The organism is Streptomonospora alba, from assembly GCF_000826685.1.
Lineage (GTDB): Bacteria > Actinomycetota > Actinomycetes > Streptosporangiales > Streptosporangiaceae > Streptomonospora > Streptomonospora alba.
This window is the reverse complement of the sequence record NZ_JROO01000023.1, coordinates 21,105-37,937: the sequence shown is the minus strand read 5'-3', so window position 1 is coordinate 37,937 and position 16,833 is coordinate 21,105. Positions and strand designations below refer to the sequence as shown.

14 protein-coding genes are annotated in these 16,833 nt (G+C 71.7%); 7 read left to right on the top strand and 7 right to left on the bottom strand.

Annotated features, from left to right (window positions below; genetic code table 11):
• Window positions 1-65 precede the first annotated feature (65 nt).
• Window positions 66-836: a CAP domain-containing protein gene (locus LP52_RS12530; RefSeq protein ID WP_238580883.1), complete on the bottom strand. Its 771-nt coding sequence runs from the start codon at window positions 834-836 to the stop codon at window positions 66-68.
• Between the two features lie 692 nt (window positions 837-1,528).
• Between LP52_RS12530 and recO the strand changes: the two genes are divergently transcribed.
• The 4 genes from recO (at window position 1,529) to LP52_RS12510 (ending at window position 4,865) form a co-directional block, all read left to right on the top strand.
• On the top strand, window positions 1,529-2,260 hold the full coding sequence (recO, locus tag LP52_RS12525; RefSeq protein ID WP_040273577.1) for a DNA repair protein RecO: 732 nt from the start codon (window positions 1,529-1,531) through the stop codon (window positions 2,258-2,260).
• Complete coding sequence (locus tag LP52_RS12520) at window positions 2,257-3,105, top strand: isoprenyl transferase (RefSeq protein ID WP_040273496.1); 849 nt, start codon at window positions 2,257-2,259, stop codon at window positions 3,103-3,105. Before recO ends, LP52_RS12520 begins: the two co-directional genes overlap by 4 nt.
• Window positions 3,102-3,923 (top strand): SGNH/GDSL hydrolase family protein, encoded by an 822-nt coding sequence (locus LP52_RS12515; RefSeq protein WP_040273494.1) that lies wholly within the window; start codon window positions 3,102-3,104, stop codon window positions 3,921-3,923. Before LP52_RS12520 ends, LP52_RS12515 begins: the two co-directional genes overlap by 4 nt.
• A gap of 126 nt (window positions 3,924-4,049) precedes the next feature.
• The gene (locus LP52_RS12510; protein ID WP_040273493.1) at window positions 4,050-4,865 is read left to right on the top strand and encodes an SGNH/GDSL hydrolase family protein; all 816 of its coding nucleotides are present in this window, start codon (window positions 4,050-4,052) and stop codon (window positions 4,863-4,865) included.
• Between the two features lie 62 nt (window positions 4,866-4,927).
• Here LP52_RS12510 and LP52_RS12505 read toward each other — a convergent pair whose 3' ends face one another.
• From LP52_RS12505 to LP52_RS12490, 4 genes are all read right to left on the bottom strand, one after another.
• Window positions 4,928-5,305 carry a Fur family transcriptional regulator gene (locus LP52_RS12505; RefSeq protein WP_040273491.1) on the bottom strand — a complete coding sequence of 126 codons (378 nt, stop codon included), beginning with the start codon at window positions 5,303-5,305 and terminating at the stop codon, window positions 4,928-4,930.
• Window positions 5,302-6,204: a metal ABC transporter permease gene (locus LP52_RS12500; protein ID WP_040273489.1), complete on the bottom strand. Its 903-nt coding sequence runs from the start codon at window positions 6,202-6,204 to the stop codon at window positions 5,302-5,304. Before LP52_RS12500 ends, LP52_RS12505 begins: the two co-directional genes overlap by 4 nt.
• Entirely contained in the window at window positions 6,197-7,030 is an 834-nt protein-coding gene (locus tag LP52_RS12495) for a metal ABC transporter ATP-binding protein (RefSeq protein WP_040273488.1), read from the bottom strand. Before LP52_RS12495 ends, LP52_RS12500 begins: the two co-directional genes overlap by 8 nt.
• A gap of 100 nt (window positions 7,031-7,130) precedes the next feature.
• Window positions 7,131-7,523 (bottom strand): DUF6703 family protein, encoded by a 393-nt coding sequence (locus LP52_RS12490; protein WP_040273486.1) that lies wholly within the window; start codon window positions 7,521-7,523, stop codon window positions 7,131-7,133.
• A 664-nt stretch (window positions 7,524-8,187) separates the two neighbouring features.
• On the opposite strand from LP52_RS12490, the gene LP52_RS12485 reads away from it, so the two are divergent.
• The 3 genes from LP52_RS12485 (at window position 8,188) to LP52_RS12475 (ending at window position 13,875) form a co-directional block, all read left to right on the top strand.
• Window positions 8,188-11,886 carry a CDP-glycerol glycerophosphotransferase family protein gene (locus LP52_RS12485; RefSeq protein ID WP_040273484.1) on the top strand — a complete coding sequence of 1,233 codons (3,699 nt, stop codon included), beginning with the start codon at window positions 8,188-8,190 and terminating at the stop codon, window positions 11,884-11,886.
• 66 nt (window positions 11,887-11,952) lie between these two features.
• Complete coding sequence (locus LP52_RS12480; RefSeq protein ID WP_052809775.1) at window positions 11,953-12,288, top strand: antibiotic biosynthesis monooxygenase family protein; 336 nt, start codon at window positions 11,953-11,955, stop codon at window positions 12,286-12,288.
• A 195-nt stretch (window positions 12,289-12,483) separates the two neighbouring features.
• The gene (locus tag LP52_RS12475) at window positions 12,484-13,875 is read left to right on the top strand and encodes a glycine--tRNA ligase (protein WP_193789984.1); all 1,392 of its coding nucleotides are present in this window, start codon (window positions 12,484-12,486) and stop codon (window positions 13,873-13,875) included.
• A 331-nt stretch (window positions 13,876-14,206) separates the two neighbouring features.
• On the opposite strand, the gene trhA is transcribed toward LP52_RS12475, so the two are convergent.
• Window positions 14,207-14,920: a PAQR family membrane homeostasis protein TrhA gene (trhA, locus tag LP52_RS12470; RefSeq protein WP_052809786.1), complete on the bottom strand. Its 714-nt coding sequence runs from the start codon at window positions 14,918-14,920 to the stop codon at window positions 14,207-14,209.
• A gap of 193 nt (window positions 14,921-15,113) precedes the next feature.
• Window positions 15,114-16,475, bottom strand: a complete 1,362-nt coding sequence (locus tag LP52_RS12465; RefSeq protein WP_040273574.1) for a DUF2252 domain-containing protein — start codon at window positions 16,473-16,475, stop codon at window positions 15,114-15,116.
• Between the last annotated feature and the right edge of the window lie 358 nt (window positions 16,476-16,833).

The following is a 16,833-nucleotide window of genomic DNA, read 5'->3' as shown; positions in this document are numbered from 1 at the left end:
CCCGCGGCGGCGCCGGCGGATCTCCGCCGGCGCCGCCGCGGCGTGTCCAGGGCGGCTTGGCCGCCTCACCCGGTGCCGAAGTTCTGCGCCCACTTGGTGTCGGTCTCGGCGACACCGACCTCGGTGTTGCCGCAGTCGAGGATGTTCCTGCGGTGGCCGGGGCTGTTCATCCAACCCTCCACCACGTCCGCGGCCGAGGTGTAGCCCGCGGCGACGTTCTCGCCGGACCAGGCGCCGTAGCCGGCCTCCTGCGCGCGCTCGGCGGGGCCCTCGCCTTCGGGGCTCTCGTGGGCCATGTAGTCGCGCTCGGCCATGTCCCGGGTATGGGCCTCCGAGGCCGCGGTGAGGCGGGAGTCCGTGCTCAGCGGGTCGCATCCGGCCTCGGCGCGCTCCTCGTTGGCCAGTTCCACGACCTGCTGGGCGAGCGCCGAGCCCTGCGAACCGCCGCCCGAGGAGCCGCCGGAGCCGTCGCCGGATCCGCCGTCCTGCGAACCGTCGCCGGAGTCGGCGCCCTGCCCGTCCTGTCCGTCCTCCTCGGGCTGCTCGGAGGGGGCCAGTGTGGTGTCGTCCTCGACCACCGCATCGGGCCCCGGAGCGTCCCCGCCCTGGTCGGCCCCCGCGTCGCCGCCGTCGGCGGTGCCCGGGGAGCCCTGCCCGGCGGAGCCGGTCTGCTGGTCGTCGAAGAAGTCGTCGGCGGCCGGAGGCAGCGCCTCGTCGGCTCCCGGCGGGGCCGTACCGGCCTGGGAGCCCTGAGTGAGGGGGTTGGCCGAGGGCGGGCCCGCGGCCACGAGCAGCACCGCGGCCAGCCCCAGGCCCACCGGGACCGCCGTGAGCACTCCCAGGAGCATCCGCTTCGGCCCGCTGCGCCTCGCCGGCCGCGCTCGTGAGGACCGTTCGCGCTCTCGGCGCCCACTCCTCCTCTGCTGTCCGCGCCGTCCACGTGCCATGGCGTCGAGCCCCCGTTCGCTAGGGATCTGTCGTTACTCGCGCGTGATCGTAGAGCAAATCGAGATAAAAGGGGAGTGTTGGGAGTGGTTTGCCCGATTTGCCCATGCGAACGCTTCCAGACTGCTCGACCGTCGTCCGCCTGCTCGCGGCGCGCAAAGAGGACGCCCTCCTGCGTCGTCGGCTCAAGCGCCGGGCGCATGCGCCGGCGCTCATCGACGCCGGAGTCGCCGGCGTGATCCGCGGGCTCTCCATCACTTCCAAACCCGATGTCCGGATCTCTGATCAGCGGGCGCGGACGATGCTGGCGCGCTTCGGTGAACTTGGCATCACGCGGTATCCCATGCTGGACCTGCGGTTCCGCTGCCACGAACTACGCGGCAACCTCACCTCCTCCGACGCCATGTACGTCGTTCTCGCAGAGGCGTCGGATCTTCCGCTCCTCACTGACGACGCGAAGATCGCCAAGGCGTCCGGGCACCGGGCACGGGTCCTGCATCACCCCCGGGAACGATGCGGCGACGAAGACGAGACCCGCGGCTCCGCGTGCGCGTCGGCGGTACTGATCCGCGACAATGGGGGAGTGAGCCTTTACCGTGACGAGGGAGTCGTCCTCCGCACCCAGAAGCTGGGCGAGGCCGACCGCATCGTCACCCTGCTGACCAGGCGCACCGGGCTGGTTCGCGCGGTGGGCAAGGGCGTCCGGCGCACCAAGTCGCGCTTCGGCGCCCGGCTGGAGCCCTTCAGCCACGTCGACCTGCAGCTCTACACGGGCCGCACGCTCGATGTGATCACCCAGGCCGAGACCCTGCGCGCCTACGGCGAGTCCATCGTCGACGACTACTCCCGCTACACCGCGGCCACCGCCATGCTGGAGACCGCCGAAAAGGTCGTCGCGGTCGAGAACGACCCCCAGTTGCGGCAGTTCCTGCTGCTCATCGGCGCGCTGCGTACCCTGGGCGAAGGCACCCACGACTCCCGCCTGGTGCTGGACGCCTACCTGCTGCGCTCGCTGGCCGTGGCCGGCTACGCGCCCGCACTGCAGGAGTGCGCCCGCTGCGGCTCGCGCGGGGACCACCGCTCCTTCGCCGTGCACGCCGGGGGGTCGGTGTGCTCGGTGTGCCGCCCCCACGGCGCCACCCACCCCGCTGCACAAACCCTGCAGCTGATGCTGGCCCTGCTCGGCGGCGACTGGCCCACGGCCGACGCCAGTGAGGACCGCCACCGCAACGAGTGCAGCGGACTGGTGGCCGCCTACCTCCAGTGGCACCTGGAAAACGGAATCCGATCGCTGCGTCTTGTGGAGCGCTCTTGAGCCTGTTCAACACCTCCTCCTCCCGCCGGGCCTACCGCCCGCCCAATCCCCATCCCAGCGGGGTCCGGCCGCCGGAGCTGCCCAAGGAGCTGGTCCCGCGCCACGTGGCGATCGTGATGGACGGCAACGGCCGCTGGGCCAAGGAGCGCGGCCTGGCCCGCACCGAGGGCCACCGGGCGGGCGAGTCCTCCCTGTTCGACGTCGTCGAGGGAGCCCTGGAGATGGGCGTGGACTGCCTGTCGGCCTACGCCTTCTCCACCGAGAACTGGAAGCGCTCGCCCGACGAGGTCCGCTTCCTCATGGGCTTCAACCGCGAGGTGATCCGCCGCCGCCGCGACGAGCTGCACGCCATGGGGGTGCGGGTGCGCTGGGCCGGCAAGCGCGGGCGGCTGTGGAAGAGCGTCATCTCCGAGTTGGAGGACGCCGAGGAGATGACCAAGGACAACACCGCGTTGACGCTGCAGTTCTGCGTCAACTACGGCGGCCGGGCCGAGATCGCCGACGCGGCCGCGGCCCTGGCGCGCAAGGCCGCCGAAGGCCGGCTCAACCCCGACCGCATCACCGAGGCCACGCTGGCCCAATACCTCGACGAGCCCGAGCTGCCCGACGTCGACCTGTTCCTGCGCTCCTCCGGCGAGCAGCGCACCTCGAACTTCCTGCTGTGGCAGTCGGCCTATGCCGAGATGGTCTTCCTGGACACCCTCTGGCCCGACTTCGACCGGCGGCACTTCTGGCACGCCTGCGAGATCTACGCCAGCCGCGACCGCCGCTACGGCGGGGCCGTGCCCAACCCGGTCGAACCCGGGCCCGCGACCGGCGAGCAGAACACCGAGGAGGCGCGGTGAGCCCGCTGGACCTGGACCGCCGCGCACTCGACTTCGTGGCGCTGGGCGACAGCTTCACCGAAGGGGTGGGAGACCCGTATCCGCCCGAGCAGACCGGCGGTGAAACCCTCTACCGCGGTTGGGCCGACCGCGTCGCCGAGTACCTGGCCGAGCCCGTGCCGGGACTGCGCTACGCCAACCTTGCCGTGCGCGGCAAGCTGATGAGCCAGATCATCACCGACCAGCTGCCCCGCGCCCTCGAAATGGCCCCCGACCTGGTGACACTCTCCGCGGGCGGCAACGACCTGCTGCGGCCCGGCGCCGATCCCGACCGGCTCGCCCGCGTACTGGAGCTGGCGGTGCGCCGCCTGCGGGACGCGGGATCCGATGTCGTGCTGTTCACCGGCGTCAACTTCAGCGGCGGCTTCATGCGGCTGCGCATCGGCATGTTCGCCCGTTACTACCTGAACGTGCGGTCCATCGCCGACCGCCACGGCTGCTACCTGGTCGACCAGTGGTCCATGGACACCCTGAGCGATGCGCGTGCCTGGGACGCCGACCGGCTGCACATGTCCTCCGCGGGCCACCGCAGGCTCGCGCTGAAGGTCTGCGAGACGCTGGGCGTGCCGGCAGAGGGCAGCGGCGACGACGCCTGGCCGCCGCTGCCGCCGCTGGACCGCCGCGCCGCGCGCCGCGCCGACGCGCACTGGGCCCGCGAGCACCTGGCACCCTGGATCGGCAGGCGGCTGACCGGGCGCTCCTCCGGCGACCACGTCACAGCCAAGCGTCCGGACCTGCAGCACCTCGACGCACGCGAGCGCGCCCACCGGCCCGAGTAGCCGCCGAGTACCCCTCCCGCCCACCGGCCTCGCCCCGGCCCGGGAGGGGTGACGGTTGTTACAGAGCACCCCAGGCTCGAACCTACTGTCGCGTAACCCGAGGTCGTAGGTGCATCATCGGGAATCATGAGCGGGTTTGCCAGCGGGAGCGACATCATCTCCTACGTCGCCTTGGGCGACAGCTTCACCGAGGGTCTGGACGACCCCTATCCCGAGAGCGAAGGAACCGGATCGGCGCGGTATCGGGGCTGGGCCGACCGGCTGGCCGAGCACCTCGCCGCGAGCCGCGGCGAGGTCCGCTACGCCAACCTGGCCGTGCGCGGCAGGCTCATCCGCCAGATCGCCGAGCACCAGGTGCCGCGGGCCGTCGAGCTGCAGCCGGACCTGGTCACCCTCTGCGCCGGCGGCAACGACATCATCCGCCCGGGCGCCGACCCCGACGTCACGGCGCGGATCTTCGAGGCCGCGATCCGCAGGCTGGCCGCCACCGGCGCGCGCATCGTGGTCTTCACCGGCATGGATACCGGGTTCCAACCGGTCATGCGCCACCTGCGCGGCAGGATCGCCACCTACAACATGCACGTGCGGGCGATCGCCGACGACTACGGCTGCGACGTGGTGGACCTGTGGGGCATGCGCGTGCTGAGGGACCACCGGGCCTGGAGCAGTGACCGGTTGCACCTCTCGGCCGAGGGCCACCGGCGCATCGCGCTCCGGGTCTGCGAGGTCCTCGACGCCTGCCCGCCCGCCGACTGGCGCGAACCCTGGCCCGCCGAGCGCCCGCGGCCGTGGCGTTCCGCCCGCCAGGAGGACCTGGTGTGGGCACGGGAACACCTGGTGCCCTGGATCGGGCGGCGGCTGACCGGACGCTCCTCCGGCGACGGGCTCGCACCCAAGCGCCCCGAGCTGGAGCCGCTGCAACCGGCGGGCCCCGGGAACTGACACGGACGCCGGAGCGCGCCGCTCGGGAGGGAACCCGCGGCGCGCTCCGGCGCTCGCCGACGTCAGGCCGCGGCGCAGGCGGCGCAGGTGCCGAACACTTCCACGGTGTGCGTGACGTCGGTGAAGCCGTGCTGCGTACCCATCGCCTCGGCCCAGCGCTCCACCTGCGGGCCTTCGACCTCGACGGCCTTTCCGCAGTCGCGGCAGACCAGGTGGTGATGGTGGGTGTCGGTGATGCATGCGCGGTAGACGGCCTCGCCGTCGTCGGTGCGCAGGACGTCGATCTCGCCGGAGTCGCTGAGCGCCTGCAGCGCCCGGTAGACGGTGGTCAGGCCGATCTTGGAGCCCTCCGACCGCAGGTTCGCGTACAGGTCCTGGGCGCTGCGGAACCCGGTGCTCTCGTTGAGGGCCTGGCGAACGGTCTCGCGTCGTGTGCTCATGATGATGCTACGCCCCCCTGCTCGGTCTGGGGCATCGTACCCTCAGCCGGTGCCCCTGCGGCGTCGCGGGTGCTGCGTGCCATGCCCCGCGCGCTGCGTACCAGGTAGCCGGCCGCCACCGCCGCCGCGAAGACGCCCAGGGCCAGCAAGACGATGGCCGCTCCGGGCGCGACGTCGGCGTAGAAGGCGGTGGAGAGTCCGCCCAGAGCCGAGGCGACGCCGATGGCCACAGCCAGTGCCAGGGTTACCCGGAAACTGCGGCTGAGCTGCTGCGCGGCGGCCACGGGCACCACCATCAGCGCGCTCACCAGCAGCACACCCACCACCCGCATCGCCAGGACGACGGTGAGCGCGGCCGTGACCGCGATGACCAGACTCAGCATGCGCACCGGCAATCCGTGGGCGCGGGCCGCCTCCTCGTCCTGGCAGAGGACGAACAGCTCGCGGCCGAAGTAGCCCACGGTAGCCAGCACCAGCACCGCCAGCACCGCCACCATCACGATGTCGCCGCTGGTGACCGTGCTGACGGAGCCGAACAGGTAGGCGGTCAGGGTGGCGGTCGTGGTGCCCGGGGCCAGTCCGATCAGCAGCACGCCGCCGGCGATGCCGCCGTAGAACAGCAGCGCCAGCGCGACGTCCCCGCTGGTGCGCGCGCGCACTCGGACGAGCTCGATCAGTCCCGCGCCGATCGCGGCGACGATCGCCGCGGCGACGACCGGGGAGGTGCCGGTCAGAAAGCCCAGCGCCACGCCCGTGAGCGCGACGTGGCCGATGCCGTCGCCCAGCAGCGCCAGGCGGCGCTGCACCAGGAACGTGCCGATCACCGGCGCCACCATGCCCACCAGCACGGCGGCCAGCAGCGCCCGGCGCATGAAGTCCAGCTGGAGCATCTCAGCCACGGCGTGGCACCTCGATGTCGGGCAGGGCGGCCGAGGCGGGGTCGGGATCGGCGTGGGGGTGCACGTGCTCGTGCCCGGGGCGCGCGCAGTCGCCCTCGGGACGGGGCGGAGCGCCGTCGTGCACGATGCCCCCGCCGGAGAGGACGATGCTGCGGCCGATCAGCGGCTCCAGCGGGCCGGGTTCGTGCAGCACCAGCACGACGGTGGCGCCCTGCGCGCTGAGCCGGGTGACGGTGCGGGCGAGCGCGCGCTGGCTGGCGGCGTCGACGCCGGCCATGGGCTCGTCCAAGAAGAAGGTGTCGGGGCGCGCCGCCAGCGCGCGGGCGATGAGCACCCGCTGCTGCTGGCCCCCGGAGAGCTCGTGCACGGAGTCGCGGGCGCGGTCGGCGAGGTCGACGGCTTCGAGCGCCTCGCCCACAGCGGCGCGCTCGGCGGCGGTGGCGCGGTGCAGCCGGCGCCGCCGGACGACCTGTCCGGAGGCCACGACCTCGCGCACAGTGGCAGGGACGCCGCCCCCGGCCGACAGGCGCTGGGGCACGTAGCCGATCCTGCCCCACTCGCGGAAGCGGCGCAGCGGCGTGCCGTGCAGCTCGACGCTTCCGGACGACAGCGGCACCAGCCCCAGCATCGCGCGAACCAGCGTGGACTTGCCCGAACCGTTGGAGCCGAGGACGGCCAGGATCTCGCCGGCGGGGACCTCGAGGCTCACTCCGCTGAGGACGGTCGTGCTGTCGTAGGCGACCGCGGCGTCGGCCACGCGCACGGCCGGGGCCGCGCCCGCAGAGGTGCGATCCTGCGCGGGGACGCCGGTGGTAACGGTGGACACTCTTCGATTATCACGAAAACGAAAACGATTGTCAAAATTGCGGAATGCGGTCTCCCTGGGAGCGGGGGACGCCGTCGGCGCGGCCGGTCTCAGCGCCTCCTCAGAACTGGCCGCTCTGCAGTAGCCCCAGACCGAGCAGCACCCCCACCGCCACGACGCGCATCGCCCGCTCACCGCCGCGCAGGCGCGGCCAGGCCAGGAACGCCAGCCACCCGAAGAACGCCGCGAGCAGCGCCAGCAGGACGGCGCCGACGACCCCCGCCACCACCAGGCCCGCGATGAGGACCGCGCCCACCACCGCGGGCAGCAGCAGGTTCGGCGCGTTGTGCAGCCACACCAGCGGAACCGCGCTGCGCCGCTCGATGTCTCGGCGCAGCGGGCCGGCGCCGGGTGTGTAGAGCGTGTCCCCGGGAGGCAGTGGCCGCGAAGCCCCTGCCGCTCCGTCGCGGCCGGTGGACCGGCTCGCTCCGCGCTTGTTGCGTTTGGCCGACACCGTCTCCTCCGCCCTTACCGCCCCCGCGCTCCGCTGCGGCGACTCCTGCTCCGGAAGCTTAGGCCCGGGACGCGCCACCCTCAACGGCGGGGAAGGCGCCCCGGCGGGACCACGCACAAGCCGCTGCCCCGGAAGGCTTCGGCATGGCGCGCAGCGAGCGAGCCGCCCCCACCAGCCGGAGACGGGAATCGCGTCACACGCCTACCACCGCACGGATTCCCCCGCTGAGCGGACGACCACGAGCGGTGCCGTGGGCGCGGTCGTGCGGCGGCCCCGCCCGATGGCGCTATTCTGTTCGCCGGGGTGGAGCCTTCCGCCGTCGAGCGGGGAGGCGCCTCGCTGCGCGCCGCGCGCCTGTGCCACGTGGACGGTAGTGCGTTCACAGCGAAATCCAAGCTGCCGACGATAGACACGGTGGTGCATAGCCAGGGCGGCGGAGACCCTGGAGGCCCGCGGAGAAGGCGGTGGGCGGACGCAGCGGCTCCGTCCCCGGTCGCGAGGGGAGGCGACCGACTCGTGCGGGCCGTGCGGGCGCCTGTGGCGGTGTCGGAGGTTTACCGACCACTTACACGCGGTGACCTAGGTTGACGTGCCGACGCCACCGCGATCCCCCGCCGTCCGATCTTCGTGCTCCGTAGCAGACACGTCGGGAGATATCTTTTCCGTGCCGAAGTTCAGTGTGATCGTGACTTTCGACGTCACCGAGCCGCATCTGCAGGACAGCCTCGACTCCCTGGCGCGCCAGGACCAGCGCCGCGACGACGTCGAAGCCGTCCTCGTGCCCGTGGCGCCTCGCACCGGCCCGGCCGACGGCGGCACGGAGACCGGCGGCGCTGATCCCGCTTCGGCGGGCGTCGACATCGACCCCGACGAGGCCGACGAGGCCGAAGGCGACACCCGGGCCGGCGCCGAAGAGCTGCAGGAGTCGCCCGACGAGGAGAGCGACGAGGCTGTCGACACCGTCCGCTCCGAGGGCCTGGCCACGGCCCGCGAGTTCACGGCCGATCCGCCCGGAGGGCTCGCGGTGTCGCTGTCGGCGGAGACCGCCGAGTCCCACCGCGCGGCCCGGTCGGTCGGCGCCGCCGCGTCCTCGGGCGAGTACCTGATGTTCCTGGGCGGCGGGGACATGCTGAGCAGCTACGCGCTCTCCTACCTGGGCGCCAGCCTCGACGCCTCCGGCTCCGAGTTCGCCACCGGCGACATCTACCGCTTCAACGAGTTGGGCTCGCGTCCCTCCTCCGCCCAGCGCAGCGTCTTCACCGAGACCCGCATCGCAACGGACGTGCACGCACTGCCCGCCCTGCTCCTCGACCGCCGCCACGGCAACAAGCTGTGGCGCCGGACGTTCTGGGACCGCCTGCCCGCCGGCAGCTTCGCCCCCGCAGCGGGCTCCGGCCACGACCCCGACCGCGACACCGACCTGGACGTGGTGCGGGCGCACTTCGCCGCCCGCGCCGTGGACGTGCTCGTGGCCCCCGTGCACCTGGCGCGCGACCGCGCCGACAGCGACGACTACAGCGCCGCGCCCGCCGTCTCCCGCCGGCTCACCGCGCTCGCCGAGCTCTCCGCCGTGCTCACCGGGTCCGACCGCGACCTGTGGGACAGCCGCGCGCTGCGCAGCGACATGCGGTCGATCCTGCTGCGCCTGGACGACGCCGACGACGCCGCGCGCAGGCGCTTCCTCGACCTGGCCAACGCCTACCTGGGCACCGTCTCGCGCGATGTCCTGGACGCCCTCGCGCCGCTGCACCGGCTGAACTACTTCCTGGTGCGCAAGCGCCAGGAGGAGCGCCTGCTGGAGACCGTCATCTTCCAGAAGAGCGTCGAGCTCAAGAAGGCGCCGGTCGTCCGCCGCGGCCTGCACTACTACCTCCGGTACCCCTTCTTCGAGGACGCCGCCGCCGGTGTGCCCCGCGACCTCTACCGTGCCGACAGCGAGCTCAAGGTCCGCCAGAAGACCGAGTCCGTCGAGTGGCGCGACGGGCGGCTGGTGGTCTCGGGCCGGGTGGGCATCGTGCATCTGCGCGCCGCCCGCCGCTGGCAGCAGCAGGTTTTCGCGTTCGCCGTCAACGCCGACACCGGGCGGCGCATCGCCGTGGCCGTCAAGGTGCGCCGCGCCGCGGAGTACCGGCTGCCCGACGTGCCCACGGCCGCCCGGCACGACTACGGCGGCTTCGAGATCACCGTCGACCCGGCCCGGTTGCGCACCTCGAAGGCGCGGCAGGAGGCCCGCTGGCAGTTGGAGCTGGTGGTGATCAACCGCGGCCTGGTCCGCCGCCGGATCGTGGGCAACCCCGTCAGCGGGCCGCCGGAGCGCCCGCCCTACCGCGAGGTCGCCGAGGACGTGTGGGTGCGGCCCACGTGGGACAGCGGGCGCCGGCTGTCCATATCGGTCGCACCGGTGCAGGCCCGGCTGTCCGGGCACCGCATCAGCCGCGCCGGCGCCCGTCCGGAGCTGGTGCTGAGCGGCGAGTTCGTCGGCCCGCCCGCGGCCGAGACCCGCTGCCTGCGGCTGGCCCGTTCGCCGGGCACCGCGCACCTGGAGTACCCCCTCGAAGTCGACGGGGCGCGCTTCTGCGCGCGGGTGCCCGTCGGCGACCTGGTCGACAAGGCGGTCGACGAGGGCACCCGCATGCTGCGCCAGGAGATGTGGCGGGCCGAGCTGGCGGCGCCCGACGGCCGCACCGCCGCGGTGGTCATGCCCGACGACGTGGAGTCCGCCGCCTACGCGGCCGTGGACGGATACCACGAGGTCGCCGTGCAGCGCACCAGCACCGGCTACATGCGCCTGCGCGGGGGCTGGGCGCACCCGGTGGTCCGCGAGGTGTCCTGGTCCGGGCGCAACCTGGTGCTGGAGGGCTACTACTCCGCCCAGGCGCGCGCCGAGCTGGTGTTCAAGGCCCTGGGCCGCGACGAGGAGCACGCGGTCTCGCTGACGCGCGACGGCGACTCCTTCCGCGCGGTGTTCACCCCCGCCGACATCCCCACCCTCTCGGGTACGCTGCCGCTTCCGGCCGGCAGCTACCAGCTGTGGGCGCGGGTGCGCCGCGACGACGGCCCCGCCACCGACATCGGCGCCGAGATCGACGCCGAGCTGCTGCGCCGCCTGCCGCTGCGCATGGAGACCCCCGAGCGCGCCTACACCTTCGAGGACACCGGAAGCGAGATGCCCGTGCTTCGCGTGGGCAGCGACCTGCGGGCGGAGGAGAAGGGCACCTACGCCCAGCAGCGCCTGCGCGACAAGGTCTACCCGGCGCTGCGCGCGGAGCCGCTGGAGCCCGGCATCCTCTTCGACAGCTACACCGGGCGCCAGTTCTCCGACAGTCCGCACAGCATCTACGCCGAACTGCGCTCGCGTGAGGGTTGGGCCGACTACCCGATGTCGTGGCTGGTCAAGGACGGCCAGGTGACCCTGCCCGACGATCTTGCCCCTGTGCGCCACAACGGCCGCGACTACTACGAGGCGCTGGCGCGCAGCTCCTACCTGGTGACCAACTCCCGCCAGCCTGCGTGGTTCACCCGCCGCCCCGGCCAGGTCGTCGTGCAGACCTGGCACGGATCGATGCTCAAGCGCATCGGGTTCGACATTGAGAACATCCGCGGCAAGTCCCGCGACTACCACGAGCAACTGGCCTGGGAGACCCGGCAGTGGGACTACCTGGTCTCGCCGAGCCCGTGGGCCACCCCCATCCTGCGGCGCGCGTTCCGCTTCGAGGGCGAGATCCTCGAAACCGGCTACCCGCGCAACGACATCTTCTTCTCGCCGGGGCGCGAAGCGATCGCCGAGCGCACACGGCGCCGGCTGGGCATTCCCGAAGGCAAGAAGGTGGTGCTGTATGCGCCCACCTGGCGCGACGACAAGTACTACACCCGCGGCAAGCACAAGCTCGATCTGCACCTGGACCTGCGGCGGATGTACGAGAAGCTCGGCGACGACCACGTGCTGCTGGTGCGCCGCCACCCGCGGGTCGTCGACAGCGTGCCGATCGTCGGGCGCGACTTCGTCTACGACGTGTCGCTGTACCCCGAGATCATGGAGTTGTTCCTGATCACCGACGTGCTGATCACCGACTACTCGTCGATGATGTTCGACTTCGCCAACACCGGCCGCCCGATGCTGTTCTTCACCTACGACATCGAGAGCTACCGCGACAACCTGCGCGGCTTCTACTTCGACTTCGAGGAGACGGCGCCGGGACCGCTGCTGCACCACTCCGACGACGTCATCGACGCGCTGCTGAACGTCGACGAGGTCGGTGCGGCCTACGGCGACAAGTACAAGGCCTTCACCGACCGCTTCTGCCCGCTGGACGACGGCAACGCGGCGGCGCGGATCGCGGACCGGGTCTTCGGTGCGGGCTGAGCGATGCGCCCGGCGGGCCCGCGCGATCGGGTCCGGCGGGCGGCGGCCCGGTGAGAGGATGGGCCCGTGTTCGTGATCACCCGCCACACAGTCCCCGCCGGCGAGGAGGACGCGTTCGTCGCCCGCGCCGAGGCCGCCGTCGAGGCGATGTCGCGGCGCCCCGGTTTCCGCGGATCCCGCGTCGGCCGAGCCGCCGACGATCCGCAGCTGTGGACGGTGGTGACCGAGTGGGACGGCCCGGGTGCCTACCGGCGGGCGCTGTCGGACTTCGACGTGCGTATAGCGGCGGTCCCGCTGCTGTCGACGGCCTTCAACGAGCCCAGCGCCTTCGAGGTGGTCTCGCGCCGCGTACCCGAGGGCTACGACGCCGACCCCGGCTCCGGGGGCGGGGCAACAGCCTGAAGCCGTGTGCGCGGTCCGGGCGCCGGGCCGCGAACCGGGCACAGGGCGGAAAACCCGTCGAAGCGGCACCGTTTCGGTGCGTATCGTCGTCGGTGCGCGTCCGCCCTCCCCGGTCCCTTAAGCTGGGCACTCACCGTCAGTACATCGCGTTGCGCGATCCGCCGACCGCCAGCCGGATGGAGAATCGAGAAGCTAATGGCCGCCAAGTCTGAGGCAATGGACGCCCTCGTCAACCTCGCCAAGCGCCGGGGTCTGGTCTACCCCTCCAGCGAGATCTACGGGGGTCTGCGCGCCTCGTGGGACTACGGCCCGCTGGGCGTGGAGCTGAAGGGCAACGTCAAGCGCCAGTGGTGGCGCGCCATGGTCCAGGAGCGCGAGGACATCGTCGGCTTGGACTCCAGCGTGATCCTGGCCCGCGACGTGTGGGAGGCGTCGGGCCACGTCAACGCGTTCGTCGACCCGCTCACCGAGTGCCAGTCCTGCCACAAGCGCTTCCGCCCCGACCACCTGATCGAGGCCTACGAGGAGAAGCACGGCCACCCGCCCGAGAACGGAGTGGACGACCTCGCCTGCCCCAACTGCGGCGCGAAGAAGTCCTTCACCGAGCCGCGCATGTTCAACGCGATGCTGCGCACCTACCTCGGCGCCGTGCAGGACGACGAGTCGGGCCTGGCGTTCCTGCGGCCCGAGACCGCCCAGGGCATCTTCATCAACTACCTGAACGTGCAGCAGAGCGCGCGTAAGAAGATCCCCTTCGGCATCGGCCAGATCGGCAAGTCGTTCCGCAACGAGATCACGCCGGGCAACTTCATCTTCCGCACCCGCGAGTTCGAGCAGATGGAGATGGAGTTCTTCGTCCGCCCCGGCAACGACGAGGAATGGCACCAGTACTGGATCGACAGCCGCATGCAGTGGTACGCCGATCTGGGCATCTCCAAGGAGAACCTGCGGCTCTACGAGCATCCGCAGGAGAAGCTCTCGCACTACTCCAAGCGCACCGTCGACATCGAGTACCGCTTCAACTTCACCGGATCCGAGTGGGGCGAGCTGGAGGGCATCGCCAACCGCACCGACTTCGACCTGTCGACCCACTCGCGGGCCTCGGGCGTGGACCTGTCCTACTTCGATCAGGAGACCGAAGAGCGCTACGTGCCCTACGTCGTCGAGCCCGCGGCCGGTGTCGACCGCGCGGTGCTGACGTTCATGCTCGACGCCTACAACGTCGACGAGGCGCCCAACGCCAAGGGCAAGATGGAACGGCGCGCGGTCATGCGGCTGGACCCGCGGCTGTCGCCGGTCAAGGCGGCGGTGCTGCCCCTGTCGCGCAACGCCGACCTCTCGCCCAAGGCCCGCGACCTCGCCGCGGCGCTGCGCAAGCGCTGGAACGTGGAGTTCGACGACGCCGGCGCGATCGGCCGCCGCTACCGCCGCCAGGACGAGATCGGCACCCCGTTCTGCGTGACCGTGGACTTCGACACCCTGGAGGACAACGCGGTCACCGTGCGGGAGCGCGACACGATGTCCCAGGAGCGGGTCTCGCTGGACCAGGTCGAGATGTACCTGGTGGAGCGCCTGCCGGGCTGCTGAGGCGGCCGGAAGCAGGGCGCCGACAGGGGCGGGGCCGAACAAGCGAAAGAGGCGACCGGACCCGGGGGGATGTGGTTTCCGGTCGCCTCCTTCGGTCTGCCGGATGCACACATCCGGCGGAACCGGTTCTCACGGTATCTTCACGACGGCCGCACGTCCCGAGGCGCGGGCCGCTCGCCCCTATGTGTAAGCGAATCGTGACTGATCATTCGCCGGGGACGCGCCGGGACGCCGGGGGCGCGGCCACGCACGCGGAACATGTTCCACTCGCCGCACCGCACCGGCGGCCTCCGGCCGGCGAGCCCGGTGCCGTGTCCGGCGCCCGACGGGCTCACCCGGCCGTGTAGACGACGAACGACACGGCGATGTAGTGGCAGACGTAGGCGGCCACGGTCAGTGAGTGGAAGACCTCGTGGAATCCGAACCAGCGCGGGGCGGGGTCGGGCCGCTTCATGGCGTAGACGACGGCGCCGGCGCTGTAGAGCAGCCCGCCGGCCAGTACCAGGATCCAGGCCGCGGGGTGGGTTCCGCTGACCAGCTGGGGAATGAACAGCACGGCCACCCAGCCGATCGCCAGGTACAGGGCGGTCGACAGCCAGCGGGGCGCGTTGAGCCAGAACATCTTGAACAGCACGCCGGCGACGGCGCCCGTCCAGATCAGCGTGAGCATCGCCGTGCGCAGCCCGCCGTCGAGCACCAGCACCACGAACGGCGTGTAGGTCCCGGCGATGATCAGGTAGATGTTCGCGTGGTCCATCCGGCGCAGCACGGCGAAGGGGCGGCGGGACCAGCGGCCGACGTGGTAGACGGCCGACGTCGTGAACAGCAGTACCGCCGAGGCCGCGTAGACGGACGCGGCGACGCGGGCCGCCGTGGTGGGGGCCAGGCTGATCAAGACGATTCCGGCCGCGAGCGCCAGGGGCGCGGTGCCCAGGTGCAGCCAGCCGCGCAGGCGCGGCTTGACCGCCTCGACGAGGTCGGCTGCGATGCCCCACGCGCCCTCGTGCTGCTGGTTCGGGGGCCGGGGGGCCGAGGGCGTCACCATGTCCTCGGTTCGCTTGGGGCGCACACCTGATCCTCCGTCCTCCTGCGGGTCCGCCAAGGCGCGGGTGCGGGGCCGCGCGGACCCCGCCGCCCCGCGCCGCGGCGGAGGCGTTGTCACTGTCGACTATAACCTACGGAGCCGTAGGTTACCGATGAGTAATCCTGTGTCGCTCGGCACAGGTCGACTACCCGGATCAGGCGTGTGTACGGGAGACGCCGGTGGAGCGGACGCCCGGGACGGCGTTGTTGCGGAACGCGTCGACGAACAGGGAGCGGTCCCTGCGGGCCTGCTCCGAGTAGCGGCGGGCGAAGTCGGTGTTCCACGCGACGAACTCCTCCTCGCGGCCGTCGAGCGCCTCGATGATCGCGTCTTCGGTCTGGAAGGGCACCAGGGACTGATCGGAGTCCCGGTCGGAGACGCAGTGGGCCTTGGCCGTGGCCCGTCCGAGGTAGTCCACCACCGCGCCGATCTCGTCGGGCTCGGTCAGGTCGCTCCAGTCCAGGTCGGCGGTGTAGGGCGAGAGTTCGGAGACGACGAAGCCGGTGCCGCCGTAGGTGGTGTGGCCCAGGAGCGGGTCCGCGTGGGCCTGGAGCGCGCGCTGGGAGAGGGCGGTGCGGTGGCCGTGGTGGAGGAAGTAGTCGCTGATGCCGGTGTCGGTGACCACGCGGGAGGGCGCCGCCACATTGCCCTGCTTCATCGACAGCACGATGTCGTTGTCCAAGGCCTCGCTGAAGCCCTCGATGAGGACGTTGAAGGCGGGCAGTCCGGCGCTGCCGATACCGAAGCCCGACTTGCCCACCACGTCCTTCACCCGGTAGGCGATCGACGAGTACCGCTTGTCGTCGGGGATGGTGGCCCGGTAGGCCTCGAAGGCCGCGCAGACCGCGTCGCGCTCCTCGGCGGCCAGCCTCCGCACGCCGTCGCCCTCGCGGAAGCGGCGGTCGTAGTCCTGCACCCGTGTCATCGAGTCCAGCAGGGACACGCGGCTGTTCAGCCGGCTGCGCTGGAGCACCTCGCGGATGCGGCCCTCGGTGGTGTCGAGCCGCAGCGAGAACGACTCGTCGCGGCTGTGTTCGGCGAACCAGCGCACCTGCTCGACGTAGGAGCGTACATAGGTCCCCACGAGCGCCTCGATGTCCTCGTCGGAGAACGCCTTGCGCCAGCACAGCAGGGACACGCTGGCCACGAACCGCTGGATGTCCCAGGTGAAGTGGCCCAGGTAGGCCTCGTCGAAGTCGTTGACGTCGAAGATGAGCGCACCCTGGGCGTCCATGTAGGTGCCGAAGTTCGCGGCGTGCAGGTCGCCCTGGATCCACACCCGCGAGGTGCGCTCGTCGATCCAGGGGTCCTCCACGCCGGCGACGTCGGCGTAGAACAGGCAGGCGCTGCCCCGGTAGAAGGCGAAGGGGTCGGCGGCCATCTTGCGGAACTTCGTGCGGAAGGCGTCGGGGGCGGCCGTCATGAGGTCGGAGAAGGCGTCGACGAGGGTCGCGACGATCTGCTCCTGGCGCTCGGTGTCGGAGGCGGTGGTGTCAAGAGCACTGAATTCGGACATGTCCGCATCTTCGCAGCGTCCCGCGGTGCCGTGCAGCCGCTCGCGCGCGGGTCGCGCGGGTTGTTCGCGCATCCGGTGCGCAGGGCGATGGGTGCACCACCGCCGGCGGGCGGCACCGCCGCCTTCCCGGGCGGCCGCGCCGGCGTAGTGGACCAGTGGGGGAGAGGTCTCTCGGAGGTCGCCGCCGCACGGGGATCACCACGGGTCCCACCCGCACCCACCTGCGCATCGGTGTGTCCCCGGTCTCATCCAGCGGTCTGTGCGGCCGGGGTGGAGGTGCTTGAAGAAGAGACCATTGGTATAGACCTGTAGAAATGCTTCGGCCTGCGAAAACATCGGTATTAGGGTGGGGTGAGAG

Coding starts and splice junctions, on each gene's coding strand:
- LP52_RS12505 (WP_040273491.1), bottom strand. CDS start 5,305: ATGAGCACACGACGCGAGACCGTTCGCCAGGCCCTCAACGAGAGCACC.
- LP52_RS12465 (WP_040273574.1), bottom strand. CDS start 16,475: ATGTCCGAATTCAGTGCTCTTGACACCACCGCCTCCGACACCGAGCGC.
- LP52_RS12475 (WP_193789984.1), top strand. CDS start 12,484: ATGGCCGCCAAGTCTGAGGCAATGGACGCCCTCGTCAACCTCGCCAAG.
- trhA (WP_052809786.1), bottom strand. CDS start 14,920: ATGGTGACGCCCTCGGCCCCCCGGCCCCCGAACCAGCAGCACGAGGGC.
- LP52_RS12510 (WP_040273493.1), top strand. CDS start 4,050: ATGAGCGGGTTTGCCAGCGGGAGCGACATCATCTCCTACGTCGCCTTG.